Source organism: Streptomyces sp. T39, from assembly GCF_008042045.1.
GTDB lineage: Bacteria > Actinomycetota > Actinomycetes > Streptomycetales > Streptomycetaceae > Streptomyces.
Genome location: NZ_RDBP01000012.1, coordinates 1640510 through 1657637, shown reverse-complemented (window position 1 = coordinate 1657637; position 17128 = coordinate 1640510). Strand labels below are relative to the sequence as shown.

The window sequence follows — 17128 nt, the reverse complement described above, 5'->3', positions numbered from 1 at the left end:
GTCAGCAGCACCAGCCCGAAGTAGGCCGCCGCCAGCCCGAACGCCGCCGCCCCCGGGCCCGGGGGCGGCGGCGTTCGGGCTGGCGGCGGCCTACTTCGGGCTGGTGCTGCTGACCACGGGCTGGGTTCTCCTCGGCCTCGCCGTACGGGAGCCGCGGCCGCCGGGCCCGCGTGAGCTCGTCGCGACGCTGGTGCTGTGGGCGGCGCCGCTGCTGGCCGCACCGCCGCTGTTCAGCAGGGACGTCTACAGCTACCTCGCGCAGGGCGCGATGGTCGACGCGCACCTGGACGTGTACGCGCACGGGCCCTCCCGCCTCGGCGGACCGCTGCTCGCCGAGGTCGCGCCGCTGTGGCGCGACACCCCGGCGCCGTACGGCCCCGTCGCCCTCGCCCTGGCAGCCGCCGTCACCGACCACGACGGCTCCCGTCCCTCCCCGGCCGACATCGTCGGCGGGGTGCTGGGCATGCGGTTCGTCGCCCTGTGCGGTGTGGCCCTCATGACGTCCTGCCTGCTCCGGCTCGCACGGCACTGCGGCACCGACCCCTCCGTCGCGCTCTGGCTCGGCGCGCTCAACCCGCTGGTCCTGCTCCACCTGGTCGGCGGCGCGCACAACGACGCGGTCATGCTCGGTCTGCTGAGCGCGGGACTCGTCGCCGCGCTCGACGGCAGACACCTCGGCGGCACGGTGCTGATCACCCTGGCCGCCCTGGTGAAGGCGCCCGCGGCACTCGGTCTGCTCGCGGTCGTCGTGCTGTCGTCCCGCCGCACACCGCGCCCGGGGGCGCCCGGTGAGGGCGGGCGGTCGGCCGGGCCGTGGGTGCGGGCCCCCCCGCGCCGCTGCGGTCGTGGCGGTCGTGGCGGCGGGCGGGACGACCACGGCGATCACGACCGCCGTGGCCGGCACCGGCTACGGCTGGCTGCACGCCCTGGACACCCCGGCCTCCCCCGGCAACTGGGCCCTCACCGCGTCCCTCGGCCGGTTGAGCGCCGCGTTGCTGACCGCCGCCGGCGACGGACCTGCGGAGTTCGCCCGGCACGCCGTGCCCGCCTGGCAGCTGCTCGGGCTCGCGGCCACCGCCGTCGCCGTCACCCTCGCCTGGCGCCGCCACCGTCTGCCGCGTCCGGCCCACGCCGTCGGGCTCAGCCTGCTCGCCGTGGCGCTGCTCGGTCCGGCGATACGGCCGTGGTACGTACTGTGGGGGCTCTTCCTGATCGCCGCGACCGGACCCGGGCGGACCCTGCGCCGGGCCGCCACGGGTGCCAGCGCGCTTCTCGCCCTCGCCGTGACGCCGAGCGGATTCGCCCCCACCGGCGAGCAGTTGGCGCTCGCCGGCGCCGGCGGGCTGCTCGCACTGGCGGCTGCGTGGGGTGCGCACCGGCAGGCCCGTCTTCCGGCACACCGGCCCCTGGGGAGCACCGCATGACACCACGGGAGACCGCGCGGCGTGCCCCGCACCGGCCCGTGACGACACGCGGGCGGCTGGCGCTGGTCACCGTCCTGGGCAGCAGCGTGCTGTTGTTCCTGGCGACGGTGCCGCTGCACCGCGGCTGGTTCGACCTCGGCGTCTACCACGGGGCCGTCCGTCACTGGACGGACGGCGGCGCGCTCTACGACTACCTGGTGCCGGGGTCCCGGTACGGCTTCACCTATCCGCCGTTCGCCGCGCTGTGCATGCTGCCGCTGGCGCTGACCTCCTGGCCCGCGGCCGTCGCGATCACGCTGCTGCTCAACGCCGCCGCCGCGGTGCTGATCGTGCGCTGGACGGTCGGCCCGGTGATCCGCGCGCGCGGCTGGACACCGTGGTACGCCCTCGCCGTCGCCGTGTGCGGGTACGCCCTGCTGGAGCCGGTCCGTGACACGGTCAGCTTCGGGCAGGTCAACCTGCTGCTGCTCGCCCTGGTCCTGGCGGACACCCGGCTGCTGGCCCGCGGGGGCACGGCGGCCCGCTGGGCGGGCGCCGGCATCGGGATCGCCGCCGCGATCAAGCTGACCCCCGCCGTCTTCATCGGCTGGCTGCTGCTGGGGCGCAGGCGGCGGGCCGCCGCGAACGCCGCGGCCGTGGCACTCGGCGCCACCGTGCTCGCTGCCTGGGCGGCGCCGGGTGCCTCGCTCACCTACTGGACCGACGCCCTGTGGAACACGGAACGGGTCGGCTCGCTCGCCTATGTCTCCAACCAGTCATGGCAGGGGGTGCTGGCCCGGCTGGCCGAGCCGTACGAACCGGACCGGGTGGTGTGGGCCGCGGGCGTCGTGGCGCTGCTGACGGTGTGGGCCGTCCGCGCCCGCCGGGCCCACACCGCCGGGGACCACCCGGCCGGCTTCGCGCTCACCGGCGTGCTCGCCTGTCTCATCAGCCCCGTCACCTGGGTGCACCATCTGGTCTGGCTGACGCCGGCCCTCGCCGTCCTCGCGGGTGCGGCGCTCCGGGCACCGGCCGGAACGGGGCGGCGGCTGACGGTGTGCGCCGTCGCGCTGCCGGTGCTGCTGAGCAGCAGCCTCGTATGGCTCTGGAGCGCCGATGCGTCGGGGGTCGACGGCTTCCTCGGCGGCAACCTCTACGTCTGGATCTCGCTCGGCCTGCTGTGCGCCCTTCCGGTCCGGCCGCCCGTACGGCCGGGGAGCGGGGGCCGGGAGGCTGCCGGCGCCGGTCCGCCGGCCGCCCGCCCTCGACTTCGCACCCGGTGAGCGTCTGCGACCATGGGTCGCATGCGCGCACGCTACGGGACGCCCCTGAAAATCACCGCAGGAATCGCGGCGGCCGGCGCCGCCGGCCTCGCCTACGCCGCCGGCTTCGAAGCCCGCTCCTTCCGGCTCCGCCGGGTCACGGTGCCGGTCCTGCCGCGCGGCATGCGTCCGCTGCGAGTGCTCCAGGTCTCCGACATCCACATGGTGAGCGGGCAGCGGAAGAAGCGCGCGTGGCTCCAGTCCCTGGCCGGGCTGCGTCCGGACTTCGTCGTCAACACCGGCGACAACCTCTCCGATCCGGAGGGGGTCCCCGAGGTGCTGGACGCCCTCGGCCCGCTGATGGAGTACCCCGGGGTCTACGTCTTCGGCTCCAACGACTACTACGGCCCCACGCTCCGCAACCCGGCCCGCTACCTCCTGGAGAAGGCCCAGGGACGCCACGGCCTCAACGGCAACGCGCCCGCCGTCGGCGTCGTCCACAACCCGTGGGAGGACCTGCGGGACGCCTTCGACGCGGCCGGCTGGCTCGACCTGACCAACACCCGGGGCCGCCTCAAGCTGGAGGGCGCCGAGCTCGCCTTCACCGGCCTCGACGACCCGCACATCAAGCGCGACCGCTACGAGTTGGTCGCCGGCGGCCCGGAGAAGGGCGCGGACCTGTCCGTGGCCGTGGTGCACGCCCCCTACCTGCGCAGCCTGGACGCCTTCACCTCCGACGGCTACCCGCTCGTCCTCGCCGGCCACACCCACGGCGGGCAGCTGTGCATCCCCTTCTACGGCGCCCTGGTCACCAACTGCGACCTGGACACGGACCGGGTGAAGGGCCTGTCCACGCATCGCAGCGAGGGCAACACCGCCTACCTCCACGTCTCGGCGGGCTGCGGCACGAGCCGCTACACCCCGGTGCGCTTCGCCTGCCCCCCGGAGGCGACGCTGCTGACCCTGACCGCCAAGGACTGACCCCACGTGGTGCCCGCGGCCCCGGGCCGCGGGCACCGCGAAACCGGATTTCGTCTCACGGCGCGGGTGGGCTAGAGTAAACGACGTCGCCGGGACAGTGGGCGACATCGGGGTGTAGCGCAGCTTGGCAGCGCGCTTCGTTCGGGACGAAGAGGTCGTGGGTTCAAATCCCGCCACCCCGACAGCCGAAACACCACATCAGGGGCCTGATCCGCGGAAGCGGATCAGGCCCCTGAGTGTTTTCCGGGTCCGGCTCCCCCGCTCTACGGGCCGCAGGGCGCTCTACGGTCCGCCGGGCCCGGGGGCGATGGACCCGGGTCGAACGACGGAGCAGCGGACCGCGCGTCCCCCACCCCGCACCTCACCGCTGCCGCCCGGGGCCGGCCGACCGCACCCTCCCGCCATGCCCTGCACAAGGTCGATTACCTGCCCACCGGACACACAAAAATCTATGTCGGCCGGAGTAGACATTAGGTGTCCGCGTGGCTATGGTTTCTCTCGTAGCCCAGAGAGACAGACAGGGCCCGGCAGATACGGACTGCCGGGCACGCAGTACCGGCAGCACAGCCGGTTGCAGTTCGCAGGACGGTGCGGCGGCGGAGTTTCGAAGCCAGGGCTTTCGCAGGACGGCGACGGGACTGGCGGCCGGACCGGGTGGCCCGCAGTGATCAGGGGCCGCCACGGCGGGACCGCGGTCGAAGCAGGTGCGGTGCCCGTGAGTGCAGTACGCAGTACCCCGCAGTGAGTCGATGAGCAGTACCCCTGGTGAAGGCGTCGGCTGCGGACGCACGCACCGGGATGTTCCAGCAGTGCCCCGCAGTCAGGGGCGGTTCACCGAGGAAGAACGGAGGAGCGCAGCGCCATCAGGATCGCCCGGCCGGAGGTCTCGGCGCCGGGTACCGCAGGACATCGACAGTGAGGTGGTCTCCGGTCAAGCAACCGCGATCCCCGCAACCCCGACGCCGTTCCGGTCGGGTGCGCGGACACAGAACGCCGGCGCAGTGTCAGGGCCGGCAGGTGGTGTAGTAGTTCCTTCGGGGCCCTGGTGCCAGTACGGCACCAGGGCCCCTCCATGTGTTCCCCAAAGAGGTGCAAATGACAGCAGACGACGCGTACGACCGACTCGACGACGACGACTACCCCGCCTACACCATGGGCAGGGCCGCCGAAATGCTCGGCGCCACACAGGGATTCCTCCGCGCCATCGGCGAAGCCCGCCTCATCACCCCGCTGCGTTCCGAGGGCGGCCACCGCCGTTACTCCCGCTACCAGTTGCGGATCGCCGCCCGCGCCCGCGAACTCGTCGACCAGGGCACACCGATCGAGGCCGCCTGCCGCATCATCGTCCTCGAGGACCAGCTCGAAGAGGCCCAGCGCATCAACGCCGCATACCGCCGCGCCGTCACATCCGACGCGCCACCGGCCTCGGTGTGAGGTGAGTCCGCCCGCCATGGGTTCGACCGACGGGTGCAGCCCGAGAACCTGGCGGCGGGTCACCCACGAGCAGAGGGCCGCGCGAGGTGGGCCCTCGTGTCGGGCCGCCGGGGACGAAGCGCACGACAGGCGTCGGAACGTCACCCCGGTCAGGAGGTGGCGAGGAAAATGGCGATGCAGTGCGCGGTGAAGGCGGCGACGGTCAGCGCGTGGAAGACCTCGTGGAATCCGAAGAAGCGGGGCGAGGGGTTGGGGCGTTGCAGGGCGTAGACGACCGCGCCCGCGCTGTACAGAAGCCCGCCGGTCACGATCAGGGAGACCACCGCCGCTCCGCCGCTGTGGAGGAAGTCGGGCAGGTATCGCACGGGCGCCCAGCCCAGGGCCAGGTAGCAGGGGGTGTACAGCCAGCGGGGAGCTCCGACCCACAGGACGCGGAAGGCGATGCCGGCCAGAGCGCCCGTCCACACGATCCACAGCAGGACGGTCCACTGGTCGCGGGAGAGCAGGGCCACGGCGAGCGGGGTGCACGTGCCGGCGATGATCAGGAAGATGTTGGCGTGGTCGAGACGGCGCAGAACGGCCTCGCCCAGCGGTCCCCAGGTGCCGAGGTGGTACACGGCGCTGGTCCCGAACAGCAGCCAGGCCGTGACGGCGTACACGGTGCAGGCCAGCACGGCCTGCGGTGTCCCTGCCAGGCAGATGAGGACGATGCCCGCGGCGAGCGACGCGGGGACCATGCCTGCGTGCAGCCAGCCACGCAGTTTCGGCTTGATCGGTTCCACCAGGTCGGCTGCCCGCTCCACCAGATCGGCGACCGGATGGGAGCCCTCGGCGGTCTCGTCCCGGTGCGGTCCCGAGGAGGGGCCGGTGGACTCTCGTCCCTCTCCCCTCGGCACGGAAACCGGACGGGCGTCGGCACCGTCTCGGGACGCTGCTTCCCGTTCCGCATCGGACCGCTGAGTTCCTCTGGCTTCCATGTGCACATGCTAGGAACCGGCCGAAGCGGAAGTCGCCAGGGCCCACCGATCGCACGCGGCCGGTCCCGTCGCCTCGCGCCTCCGGTCCCGGCTGCCCGCCGAGAACCAGGGGCCGTGGACGTCGCGGATCGCCGGAACGGCCGAGCGCCGGCCGGCGGTGCTGCCCGGGCCGCCGGCACGCACGGACACGAAAGCGGGTCAGGCCCCTGACACGGGCTGACAGCGGTGGGCGGACGGTGTCAGGCCGTCGGCCGGGGCCTGTCAGCGAGGCCCGGCATCGTCAGGGTCGTCGAGAACGACGAGGACCTGACGAGGAGTTGCCGAACATGACATATGCGATCCGGGCCGAGGGACTGGTCAAGAAGTACGGCGATTTCACCGCCCTGGACGGCGTCGACCTGGAGGTCCCGGCCGGCAAGGTCGTCGGCGTCCTGGGGCCCAACGGCGCCGGAAAGACCACCACCGTGCGCATCCTGGCCACGCTGATGCGTCCCGACGGCGGACACGCCACGGTCGGCGGCCACGACATCGTCAAGGACCCCGTCAGGGTCCGGCAGCTGATCGGGCTGACGGGGCAGTACGCCTCCGTGGACGAGACCCTGTCCGGCGCGGAGAACCTGGTGCTCATCGCCCGGCTGCTCGGTCTGTCCCGGCGGGACGCGAAGGCACGTGCGGCGGAACTGCTGGAGAAGTTCTCGCTCACCGAGGCCGCCCGCAAGCCGATCGCCACCTTCTCCGGCGGCATGCGGCGGCGTCTGGACCTGGCCGCCTCCCTGGTCGGCCGGCCCCAGGTGCTCTACCTGGACGAACCCACCACCGGCCTGGACCCGCACGCCCGGCAGGAGGTCTGGGACGTGGTGCGGCAACTGGTCGCCGACGGCTCCACGGTGCTGCTCACCACGCAGTACCTGGAGGAGGCGGACCAGCTCGCCGACTCCATCACCGTCTTCGACAAGGGCCGCAAGGTCGCCGAGGGCCGCCCCGGTGAACTCAAGCGCCGTGTCGGCGGCCAGATCCTCCAGGTCCGCCCCACCGTGGCCACCGATGTGCCGCAGGTCGCCGGGATCCTCTCCGAGCTGACCGGGCACGCCCCCAACCAGGACTCCGGCGTCCTGACCGTGCCCGCCGACGAGCCTCTGATCGTCGCCGCGGTCGCCCGCCGCCTGGACGGCGCCGGCATCACCGCCGACGAACTCGGACTGCGGCTCCCCAGCCTGGACGAGGTCTTCCTCGCCCTGACCGGACACGCCGCCGCCGCGGACGACGCCCGGCCCGTCACCGTCTGAGACCCCCGCCCGACCCTGTCTCCTTCCCCGCCCCGCAGACGTCCCCGAGAGGACCCCGTCATGAGCACCCGGACCCTCAGCACGCAGCCCCTGAGCGCCGCCGCCGAACTGCCCGGCCGCGTCGGCCTTGCGCAGACCGCCCAGCACAGCCTCGCCCTCGCCGGCCGTGGCGTCACCAAGTTCATGAAGTCGCCGATCCAGCTGGTCGATGTGATCCTCACCCCGATCATCAGCCTGCTGATGTTCATCTACCTCTTCGGGGAGGCCATGTCCGGCGGCGACACCGACCGGTATCTGCAGCTCGTCACACCGGGGGTCATGGTCATGGCCGTCTTCCAGGCCAGCGTGGGCATCGGGGCCTCGCTCTGCGCGGACGCCAGTACCGGCATCTTCGACCGCTTCCGCAGCATGCCGATCGCCCGCTCCAGTCCCCTGATCGGCGCCGTCCTGGCCGACATCGTGCGCTACGTCGTCTGCCTGGGCACCCTGATCGTCCTCGCCCTGGTCATGGGCTACCGGGTCGAGACCGGGCCGGCCGCCTCGCTCGCCGCGCTGGCGCTGCTCGTGGGCTTCGCCCTCAGCTTCTCCTGGATCTCGGTCTACCTCGGCATGCTCATCAAGAACCCCACCTCCGTACAGGGCCTGATGACCATCCTGATCCTTCCGCTCACCTTCGCCAGCAACGTGTTCGTGCCCAGGGACGACATGGCCGGCTGGCTCCAGGCCTGGTCCGACGTCAACCCCGTCTCCCTGGTGTCCGACGCCGTCCGCGGGCTGCTCAACGGCGGCCCGGTCGCGGGTTCGCTGGCCGGCACCCTGGCCTGGATGGGCGGTGTGATCGTGGTCTTCTTCCCGCTGGCCATGCGCGCCTACCGCAAGAGCGCCGGCTGACGCCCCGGCGGAAGGGAACGGCCGGGCGGGGTGCGCACCGTGAGTGCGCACCCCGCCCGGCCGCCGTCGTGACCGCGTGGCCCGTCAGGACCGCGGCGCCGCCCGCATGCTCTCCGCCTCCAGCCATCGCAGCGCGTCCTCGCGGGAGCAGGCGGCCCCCTCGTCGAAAGCCCTCGTGAAGCCCTCCTCGCCCAGCGTCGCCTCCAGGCGGTCGATCAGCTCGCGCCATTCGGGCTCGCCCCGGTCGAACGCGCCGCGCATCACCTGGCTCATGCCGAGCGATCTGGCACCCTCCTCGGGGGCACCCTCCACCGTCCGCAGGCCGCCGAGGAGTTCGGCGACCCAGGCGAGCGCCGCGCCCGCTCCCTGGCCGAACAGTGAACCGGCCGCCTCGGGCAGCAGGGCTCTGGCCCGCACGGCGTCCCCTTCGGCGAGACGGTTCTCGATCCGGGTGCTGACGATCAGGTCACGGGCCGTCTGGCGGAGGGAGGGGCGCCGTGCGCTCAGCGCCTCCAGACGGTCGAGGGTCGCGTCGGCCTGTGCCAGGTCACCCGCCCGCCGGTGCACATTGGCCAGGCCGACGAGGATGTTGGCCTCCAGGCGCAGGTGCCCGCGCTCGCGGGCCTGCCGGTGCGCGGCGTGCAGATCGCGGAACGCCCCCGCCAGATCGCCGCTGCGCCGGCGCTCGCGGGCGAGCCGGGTCTTGCTGAGGTAGAGGTAGTCCTCGGTGCCGAGTTCGGAGCTGAGTGCCACGATCCGTTCGAAGGTCGCGATGGCCCGGGGGTACTCGCCGCGCAGGGAGTGGTCGCGGCCGACCGGCAGCAGGCTCATCACCAGGCCCCAGCGGTCGCCGACCTCTTCGAAGCAGCGCAGTGCCTCGGCCCGGGACCCCGCTCCGGTGACCAGGTCGCCCTGTTCGGTGAGGGCGAAGTCCCGCGCCAGGTGGGCACTCGCCCGCACCCAGGGGTCGGGCGAGCGGAGGGGGTCGGCGCCCTCCGTCCCGTCCGGCCCCGGCACTCCGGCGGGGAAGGAGAGCCGGGACATCCGCAGAAGCAGCGCGGCCGGGTGGAACTCCCGTGCCGTCGCCGACTCGCCGTCGGCCGACGGCCGTTCGCCGTTCCCCTCCGCCGCGGAACGGGGTGCGTGTGCCGGATGCCCGCCTGCTTCCGCCAGGTGGGTGTCGAGCCGGGAGCTCATCCCCCTGATCCCCCAGTACCAGAACATCGCCCCGGCGAAGCGTGCCGCCAGGCCCTCGTCCCGGGTGTCGGCGACCGAGCGCAGCGCGAGGACGAGATTGTCGTGCTCGGCGTCGAAGACCTCTATGGCGTGCAGCTGTTCACGGGTGCGGAGCCGGGGCTCGTGCTCCTCCGCGAGGGCCAGGAAGTACGCGGCGAAGCGCCGGACCACGGCCTCGGCGGACTCGTTCGCGGCGAGCTGCCTCGCCGCGTAGGCGCGCACGGTCTCCAGCATCCGGTAGCGCGGCCCGCCGGCCCCGTCGTCGAGGGTGACCAGCGACTTCTCGACCAGGGCGTCCAGGACGTACGGGATGTCGGCGGCCGGCAGCGACGGGTCCGCGCACACCGCTTCGAGGGCGGGGACGGTCGCGCCGCCGGGGAACACCGACAGTCTGCGGGCGAGGACGCGCTCGGGTTCGTCGAGCAGGTCCCAGCTCCATTCGACGAGCGCGAGCAGCGTGCGCTGCCGGGGCAGGGCGGTGCGGCTGCCCGACGCGAGGAGGCGGAAGCGGTCGTCGAGTCGGCTCTCGATCTGGTCGACGCTCATCGAGCGGAGCTTCGCCGCGGCCAGTTCCAGGGCGAGCGGGATGCCGTCGAGCCGCCGGCAGATCTCGACCACGGGCTCGAGGGTGGAGTCGTCGAGCGTGAAGCCGGGCCGGACTCCGGCGGCCCGGTCGACGAAGAGACGGACGGCGGGCGACTGCGCGGCCTCGTCGGGCTCCGGTGATCCCGTCGGCACGCCGAGCGGTCCGAGGTGGCACAGCGACTCGCCGGTGATGGCGAGCGCCTCGCGGCTGGTGGCGAGTATCCGCAGTTCCGGGAGCCGGTCGAGGAGGGCGGCGGCGAGGTCGGCCGCGGCCTCGACGAGGTGTTCGCAGTTGTCGAGCAGGAGGAGGGCGTCCCCGCTGCCGAAGAGGGAGGCCATGCGCTCGACCGGGGTCGTCCGCTCCCCCTGGCCGGCGTCGTAGAGGCGGCCGTCGGTGGAGCTGAGGGCGCCGAGTACGGCGTCGGCCAGCTGGTCCGGGGCGCTCACACCGGCGAGCGGCACGAACCGGACCCGGCCGCGCTCGTGGGCCCGGTCGCGGGTGGCGGCCTCGATGGAGAGCCGGGTCTTGCCCGCGCCACCGGGGCCGACGACGGTGACGAGCCGGCTGCGCGTCAGATGCCCCGCCATCTGCCGCAGCTCCTTCTCACGGCCGACGAAACTGGTCAGCCTGGCCGGGAGGCGGCTCGGGGCGGCCTCGGACCGCTCGGCGGGCGTCCTCAGCTCACCGCGCAGCAGGGACAGATGGATCTCCCTCAGGCCGGCGTCCGGGTCGACCCCCAGCTCGTCCGCGAGGCGCTCGCGTACCGCCTCGTACACCTGGAGCGCGTCGGACTGCCGTCCGGCCGCGGACAGGGCCCGCATCCGCAGCCCGGCGACCCGCTCGCTCAACGGCCGCCGCGCACCTTCCGCTTCGAGGTCGGACAGCACCTCGCCGTGCCGTCCGAGCCGCAGCTCCGCGTCGAAGCGGTCCTCCGCCGCCGCGGTGCGCAGATCGTCGAGACGGGTGGCGACGGGGCCGGTGAACGGGGCGTCGAGGACGTCGGAGAGTGCCGCCCCCCGCCACAGTCCGAGCGCCGCCGCGAGCAGCGTGGCCGCCTCGCCGGCCCGGCCGGCGGCGAGTTCCCGCCTGCCACGGGCGATCAGGTCCTCGAAGCGGTGCACGTCCACGTCCTCGGCCCGCAACGGGATCCGGTAGCCACCGGGCACGGACTCCACCGTCGCGTGCCCGCGCAGCGCCCTGCGCAGCCGCGACACCAGCGCCTGCAGCGCGTTGGCCGCGTCGGCGGGCGGCTCCTCCCCCCACAGACCGTCGACGAGCGCGGCGGTGGACACCGTCCGGCCCTCTTCCAGGGCGAGCCTGGCGAGGAGCATCCGCAGCCGGGCGCCCCCCACCTCGACCGGCGTCCCGTCGCCGGTGTGCACCTGTACCGGACCGAGCAACTCCACGCGCACCACGGCGGCCCCCCTCCGGACCGTTCGGTCCTGCGATCACGATCACGCCTCCGGCGCCGGGCCAGCATCACGCAAGGCGGCGCTCCCGGTAAAGGGATTCCGGCACCGGGCGGCGCCCTCGCCCGCGCGCCCCGGCGGCCGCTCCGTGAGCTCCGGGGCGACACGAAGGCGAGGGCGCCCGTTTTGCCGGGTTCATGAGTGCATCGTGTACGGGGGCAGTCAACCGGTGCCCGACACAACGGCGAACCACTGGAGGGCGAACGTGGCCACGTCGAAGGCTCGGAGACCACCCGGCCCCGCGCGGCGGCGTCTCCCGGGTGGGACGGAGCAGGCGTGACGCCCCCGTCCGAGACGTCCGCGCTGCGCCGGACCCTGCTCAGCCGCGGCTATCTGCGACTGCTGCTGCTGTCGGTCCTGCTCGGGGTGCCCATCTCGCTCGCCTGCTTCTTCTTCGTCGGCTTTCAGCACGAGATGCAGCACTGGGTGTGGGAGTCGCTGCCCGAGGCGGCCGGCTACGACCGGGCCCCGTGGTGGTGGCCGCTTCCCACGCTGGCGCTGGCCGGGCTGATCGCGGCGCCGATCATCACCCGGACGCGGGGAGCGGGCGGCCACATCCCCGTGCACGGTCTCGGCGGTCCGCCGATCGGCCCGAGGGAGCTGCCGGGCGTGGCGTTCATCGCCCTGGCCACCCTCCCGCTGGGTGTGGTGCTGGGCCCCGAGGCCCCGCTGATGGCCGTGGGCAGTGCGCTGGCGCTGCTCTCGGTACGGATCATGAAGGCGGACCCCGATCCGAAGGCGAGTCTGGTGATCGCCACGGCCGGGTCGACGGCCGCCATCTCCACGATCCTCGGCGGTCCGATCGTCGCGTCGATCATGGTGATCGAGGCGGCGGGCATCGCCGGCGCGCAGCTCGTCGCGCTGCTGCTGCCCTGCCTGCTCGCCAGCGCGGCCGGCGCCCTGGTCTTCACCGGCTTCGGCCAGTGGACGGGACTGACGATCGGTGCGCTCAGCCTGCCGACCGTGCCGCCGGCCGTCGGACCCGACGCCGGCGACTTCCTGTGGGGCGTACCCGCCGCCGTACTGATCGGGGTCGTCCTCACCGCCGGGCGCGGTCTGGGCCGGCGGGTGCTGGAGTGGACGGGACGGCAGACGGCGGTGCGCACGGTGGTCTGCGCCCTCGCGGTCGCCGGATGCCTCACCGCCTACGCGCTGATCACCGGGCGCTCCCCCGAGGAGGCGGCGCTGTCCGGCCAGGCCACCCTCGCCGCGCTCGCCGAGAACCCGCACGCCTGGCCGGTGTCCGCGCTGATCGCGCTGGTCGTGTGCAAGGGCGTGGCATGGGGCATCTGCCTGGGCAGTCTGCGCGGCGGACCCATCTTCCCCTCGGTGCTGCTGGGCGCCGCCGTCGGCATCGCGTGCGCGGGACTGCCGGGGCTCGGCGTGACCCCCGGCCTGTCCCTCGGCGTCGCGGCCGCCGCCGCGACGGTGACCGGGCTGCCGCTGACGAGCGCGGTGCTCACGGCTCTGCTGCTCGGTCCGGACGCGCGTGAGCAGATGCCGCTGATCGTCGTCGCCTCGGTGACCGCGTTCCTGACGGCCCAGCTGCTGACGCGGCGGGACGCGGCGGCGAAGGAGGAACGAGGCGCGGGCGCAGGGACGGGCGCGCGGACGGCCGCGCGGCCGGAGGCGTAGGGCGCGGCCGGAGGCGTGGGGCTCGGCCGGAGGCGTGGGGCTCGGCCGGAGTTCCCGCGAGGGTGACCGGGCCGCCGTCGGCCATCCCCCGGGGCCCCGCGGAGCGTGGTGGACCCTCACCCCGAGCGCCGAGGACGGTGTCCGGACCGTCGAGGGCCATCAGCCGGAACGCCGTGATCCATCACCCCGGCACCGCGGTGATGGATCACCCCGACACCGCGGTCCCTCGCCACGAAAGCTTGCAGATGAGAACCTCAGCGACCTATGTTGACGCACATGCAGTCCTACACCATCGGACAGGCGGCTCGTCTGCTCGGCGTCAGCCCGGACACCGCGCGCCGCTGGGCCGATGCCGGCCGGGTCGCCACCCACCGCGACGAGGGCGGGCGCCGCGTGATCGACGGCCGTGATCTGGCGGCCTTCTCGATCGAGGTCGGGCAGTCCGGCGCCGTCGAGGACGAGACGCCGTACACCACCGCGCGGAACGCGTTCCCCGGCATCGTCACAGCCGTGAAGCTCGGCGACGTGGCGGCCCAGGTCGAGATCCAGGCCGGACCCCACCGTCTGGTCTCCCTGCTGACCCGGGAGGCCGTGGAGGAGCTCGGACTGGAGGTCGGGATGCAGGCGACCGCCCGCGTGAAGTCCACCAATGTCCACATCGACCGGACCTGACGGCAGCCCCCGGACGGGGCCGCGCCGGCCGGACCCGTTCCGGACCGGGGACCGACCGGCAGCCGCGCCTCGCCCAGCCCGGGGATCGTGATGAAGCTCCGCCGCACCGCCCGGCCCGGCTCCGGCGACCGGCCGCGGACGCGGACACCGATCGTCCTCGCGATCCCCGCGCTGCTCGCCGTCGTCCTGCTGCTGCTCCCCCTCGCCGGCGTGCTCGCCCGGACCGAATGGGGGGATCTCGGCGCCCATCTGACCGATCCCGCGACCACCGAGGCGCTCCGCCTCTCCCTGGTGGTCTCCTTCTGGGCGCTCGGGCTGTCGCTGCTGCTCGGAGTGCCGCTGGCGTGGCTGCTGGCCCGGGTGCCGTTCCCCGGCAAGGCCCTCGTGCGCTCGCTGGTCCTCCTGCCGATGGTGCTCCCGCCGACGGTCGGCGGGGTGGCGCTCCTGCTGGCGTTCGGGCGGCGCGGGCTGCTCGGGCCGTGGCTGGAGGACACGTTCGGCATCACGCTGCCGTTCCACACCTCGGGTGCGGTGCTCGCGGCCACGTTCGTCGCCATGCCGTTCCTGGTCATCAGCCTGGAAGGCGCCCTCGGCGGACTGCGGCCGCGCTACGAGGAGACCGCCGCCTCGCTGGGGGCGTCGCCGGTGCGGGTGTTCTTCACGGTGACGCTGCCCATGGTGGCGCCCGGTCTCCTCGCGGGGGCGGCGCTGACCTGGGCACGGGCGCTGGGCGAGTTCGGTGCGACGATCACCTTCGCGGGCAATCTGCCGGGGACGACGCAGACGCTCCCCCTCCAGGTCTATCTGCTGCTCCAGGAACGGCCGGAGGCGGCGACGTCCGTGTCGCTGCTGCTCCTGGTGATCGCCATGGCGGTGCTGGTCGCGCTGCGGGGCCGCTGGACCGGTGCGCCCCGCGACCGGGCACAGGGCCGGACGCCGCCGCCGGACACGGAGCCGGGACCTGCGGAGGGCACGGGCGCCGGCCCGGTGAAGCCGGCCGGGCACACCGAGGAGCCGCCGGGCGGCGGTTGGGGGCTGCGGGCCGGGCTGACGGGCTTCAACGACCTGACCCTGGAGGCCGGACCGGGCACGACCATCGCCGTCGTCGGGCCGAACGGGGCGGGGAAGACGACCCTGCTGCGCGCCCTGCTCGGGCTCACACGGCGTTCCCGCGCGGTGCTGCGACTCGGCGACGAGGACGTGTCCGCGCTGCCCCCGCACCGGCGGGGCGTGGCCTGGGTGCCGCAGGACGGGGCCCTGTTCCCGCACCTGACGGCGCTGGCCAACACCGCCTACGGGCTGCGGGCGCACGGGGTGGGGCGGGCCGCGGCGCGCCGCAGCGCCCAGGAGTGGCTGGACCGGCTCGGCGTCGGGCACCTCGCGGGGCGCAGGCCGACACAGCTCTCCGGCGGTCAGGCCGGCCGGGTGGCCCTCGCCCGCGCGCTGGCCGCCCGCCCCCGGCTGCTCCTGCTCGACGAGCCGCTCGCCGCCCTCGACCAGACCACCCGGGCGCGGGTGCGTCACGAACTGCGCACCCATCTGGCCACCTTCGGCGGGGTCTGCCTGATCGTCACGCACGATCCGGTGGAGGCCGTCTCGCTCGCGGACCGGGTGCTGGTGCTCGACGAGGGCCGGGTCCTGCAGGACGCCCCGCCCGCGGAGGTCACCCGCCACCCCCGCTCACCCTGGGTCGCCCGGATGCTGGGGCGCAACGCGTGGGCCGGTACCGCCACCGCGCACGGGCTCGATCTCGCGGGCGGCGGGACGCTCGTCGCCGCGGAACCCCCGCCCGCCGGGGCGTCCGCGCTCGCGATCATCGCGCCGGAGGCGGTGTCGCTGCACCGGGAACGGCCCGGTGGCAGCCCGCGCAACGTCTGGCCGGGGGTCGTGCGCGAGGTGACCGCATCGGGCAGCAGGCTCCGGGTCCTGGTCGGGTCGGAGCAGGTCCCGGACCTGGTCGCCGAGATCACGCCCGAGGCCGCTGCGGAACTCGGCCTGGCCGACGGGGTGGCGGTGTGGGCGGGCGTCAAGGCGACCGAGGTGACGACGGTGACGCTGTGACCCGGCGGTGCCGGGCGGCGCAGGCCGGGCGGTGGCCGGGCGGMGCGGGGCCGACCGGAGCGGGCCGGGGAGCCGGGCGGGCCCGGAGCGGACCCAGAGCAGACCCGGAGCGGACGCGTCGCACGAGGCGGGGCCTCGTACGGCGCGCCGGGCGCGGGGGGTGGCGGTCCGGGCACGGCGCGCATCCGGCCATCGGACGGAATTCTCCGGTTGCGGGGAACCCCGCCGGGAGGCCGCTCGTTGGCTCGGTTGGGCAAAGAAAACGTCAAGAGGCGCGGCCCGCGCCGGATTGCGCAGGGATATCCATGGGTGTCAGCCTTTCCAAGGGCGGCAATGTCTCGCTCACCAAGGAGGCCCCGGGCCTGACCGCGGTCGTCGTGGGTCTCGGCTGGGACGTACGGACCACGACCGGCACGGACTTCGACCTCGACGCCAGCGCGCTGCTCGTCGACGCCAACGGCAAGGTCCTCAGCGACCAGCACTTCGTCTTCTTCAACAACCTCAAGAGCCCCGACGCCTCCGTCGAGCACACCGGTGACAACCTCACCGGTGAGGGCGAGGGCGACGACGAGCAGATCAAGGTCAACCTCGCGGGTGTGGCCGCCGAGGTCGACAAGATCGTCTTCCCGGTCTCGATCCACGAGGGCGAGAGCCGCAGCCAGTCCTTCGGCCAGGTCCGCAACGCGTTCATCCGCGTCGTCAACCAGGCCGACAACAACGAGCTGGCCCGCTACGACCTGAGCGAGGACGCCTCCACGGAGACCGCCATGGTCTTCGGCGAGCTCTACCGCAACGGTGCCGAGTGGAAGTTCCGTGCCGTCGGCCAGGGTTACGCCTCCGGCCTGCGCGGCATCGCGCAGGACTTCGGCGTCAACATCTGACCGAAGGCCCCCTCGAACGGCCGGTCCGGCCGGTGCGGGCGCCTCCTTCCCGGAGGCCCGCACCGGCGGGTCACAGCTCCTTGGCCGGCCAGTCCAGGAGCCGTGCCCCGATCGCCGCCGTCTGCAGCGTGAAGCGGTGCTGCGGATTTGTCGGATCGGTGCCGGTCAGCCGGTGGATGCGGTCGAGCCGGTAGGTCAGCGCGCGCACGCTCAGATTGAGCCGGCGCGCCGCCTGGGCCGACACGCACCCCGCCTCGAAGTAGGCGTGCAGGGTGTCCAGCAGGGGCTCCGCCCCTCCCCTCGCCTCCCGAAGCGGGCCGAGGGCGCTGCGCACCAGATCCGCCATGGCCTCGC

The 17128-nt window shown here is 73.9% G+C and carries 13 protein-coding genes, 1 tRNA gene and 1 pseudogene; 12 read left to right on the top strand and 3 right to left on the bottom strand.

The window, feature by feature from the left end; genetic code table 11:
- Positions 1 to 103 precede the first annotated feature (103 nt).
- The 6 genes and pseudogenes from mptB to EAO77_RS08405 all read left to right on the top strand — a co-directional run.
- Positions 104 to 610, top strand: a pseudogene (gene mptB / locus EAO77_RS41270) (polyprenol phosphomannose-dependent alpha 1,6 mannosyltransferase MptB); the annotation flags it as partial.
- A 235-nt stretch (positions 611 to 845) separates the two neighbouring features.
- On the top strand, positions 846 to 1424 hold the full coding sequence (locus EAO77_RS41265) for a hypothetical protein (RefSeq protein WP_410088563.1): 579 nt from the start codon (positions 846 to 848) through the stop codon (positions 1422 to 1424).
- Positions 1421 to 2686 (top strand): glycosyltransferase 87 family protein, encoded by a 1266-nt coding sequence (locus EAO77_RS08420; protein ID WP_147987413.1) that lies wholly within the window; start codon positions 1421 to 1423, stop codon positions 2684 to 2686. The genes EAO77_RS41265 and EAO77_RS08420 overlap by 4 nt, the downstream gene beginning before the upstream one ends.
- A 21-nt stretch (positions 2687 to 2707) precedes the next feature.
- Positions 2708 to 3646, top strand: a complete 939-nt coding sequence (locus EAO77_RS08415) for a metallophosphoesterase (RefSeq protein WP_147987412.1) — start codon at positions 2708 to 2710, stop codon at positions 3644 to 3646.
- A 108-nt stretch (positions 3647 to 3754) separates the two neighbouring features.
- Positions 3755 to 3828: transfer RNA gene (locus EAO77_RS08410), tRNA-Pro, on the top strand.
- Between the two features lie 913 nt (positions 3829 to 4741).
- Positions 4742 to 5080 carry a MerR family transcriptional regulator gene (locus tag EAO77_RS08405; RefSeq protein ID WP_147987411.1) on the top strand — a complete coding sequence of 113 codons (339 nt, stop codon included), beginning with the start codon at positions 4742 to 4744 and terminating at the stop codon, positions 5078 to 5080.
- A gap of 149 nt (positions 5081 to 5229) precedes the next feature.
- On the opposite strand, the gene trhA is transcribed toward EAO77_RS08405, so the two are convergent.
- The gene (trhA, locus tag EAO77_RS08400; RefSeq protein WP_261993845.1) at positions 5230 to 5976 is read right to left on the bottom strand and encodes a PAQR family membrane homeostasis protein TrhA; all 747 of its coding nucleotides are present in this window, start codon (positions 5974 to 5976) and stop codon (positions 5230 to 5232) included.
- A gap of 407 nt (positions 5977 to 6383) precedes the next feature.
- Between trhA and EAO77_RS08395 the strand changes: the two genes are divergently transcribed.
- Together EAO77_RS08395 and EAO77_RS08390 are read left to right on the top strand one after the other, a co-directional pair.
- Entirely contained in the window at positions 6384 to 7343 is a 960-nt protein-coding gene (locus EAO77_RS08395; RefSeq protein ID WP_147987409.1) for an ATP-binding cassette domain-containing protein, read from the top strand.
- Between the two features lie 60 nt (positions 7344 to 7403).
- Entirely contained in the window at positions 7404 to 8234 is an 831-nt protein-coding gene (locus EAO77_RS08390) for an ABC transporter permease (RefSeq protein ID WP_147987408.1), read from the top strand.
- Positions 8235 to 8318: 84 nt separating this feature from the next.
- Here EAO77_RS08390 and EAO77_RS08385 read toward each other — a convergent pair whose 3' ends face one another.
- A complete protein-coding gene (locus tag EAO77_RS08385) occupies positions 8319 to 11471 on the bottom strand; it encodes a BTAD domain-containing putative transcriptional regulator (protein WP_261993844.1) in 3153 nt (1050 codons plus the stop codon).
- Positions 11472 to 11801: 330 nt separating this feature from the next.
- Between EAO77_RS08385 and EAO77_RS08380 the strand changes: the two genes are divergently transcribed.
- The 4 genes from EAO77_RS08380 (at position 11802) to EAO77_RS08365 (ending at position 16774) form a co-directional block, all read left to right on the top strand.
- Complete coding sequence (locus EAO77_RS08380) at positions 11802 to 13160, top strand: chloride channel protein (protein ID WP_147987407.1); 1359 nt, start codon at positions 11802 to 11804, stop codon at positions 13158 to 13160.
- Positions 13161 to 13436: 276 nt separating this feature from the next.
- Positions 13437 to 13832 (top strand): molybdopterin-binding protein, encoded by a 396-nt coding sequence (locus EAO77_RS08375; protein WP_147987406.1) that lies wholly within the window; start codon positions 13437 to 13439, stop codon positions 13830 to 13832.
- A 90-nt stretch (positions 13833 to 13922) separates the two neighbouring features.
- Positions 13923 to 15893 (top strand): ABC transporter permease, encoded by a 1971-nt coding sequence (locus EAO77_RS08370; protein WP_147987405.1) that lies wholly within the window; start codon positions 13923 to 13925, stop codon positions 15891 to 15893.
- A gap of 305 nt (positions 15894 to 16198) precedes the next feature.
- Positions 16199 to 16774 carry a TerD family protein gene (locus EAO77_RS08365; RefSeq protein ID WP_147987404.1) on the top strand — a complete coding sequence of 192 codons (576 nt, stop codon included), beginning with the start codon at positions 16199 to 16201 and terminating at the stop codon, positions 16772 to 16774.
- 70 nt (positions 16775 to 16844) lie between these two features.
- Here the strand turns inward: EAO77_RS08365 and EAO77_RS08360 are convergent.
- A partial coding sequence (locus EAO77_RS08360) for a PucR family transcriptional regulator (protein WP_187283155.1) occupies positions 16845 to 17128 on the bottom strand: 284 nt, incomplete at its 5' end.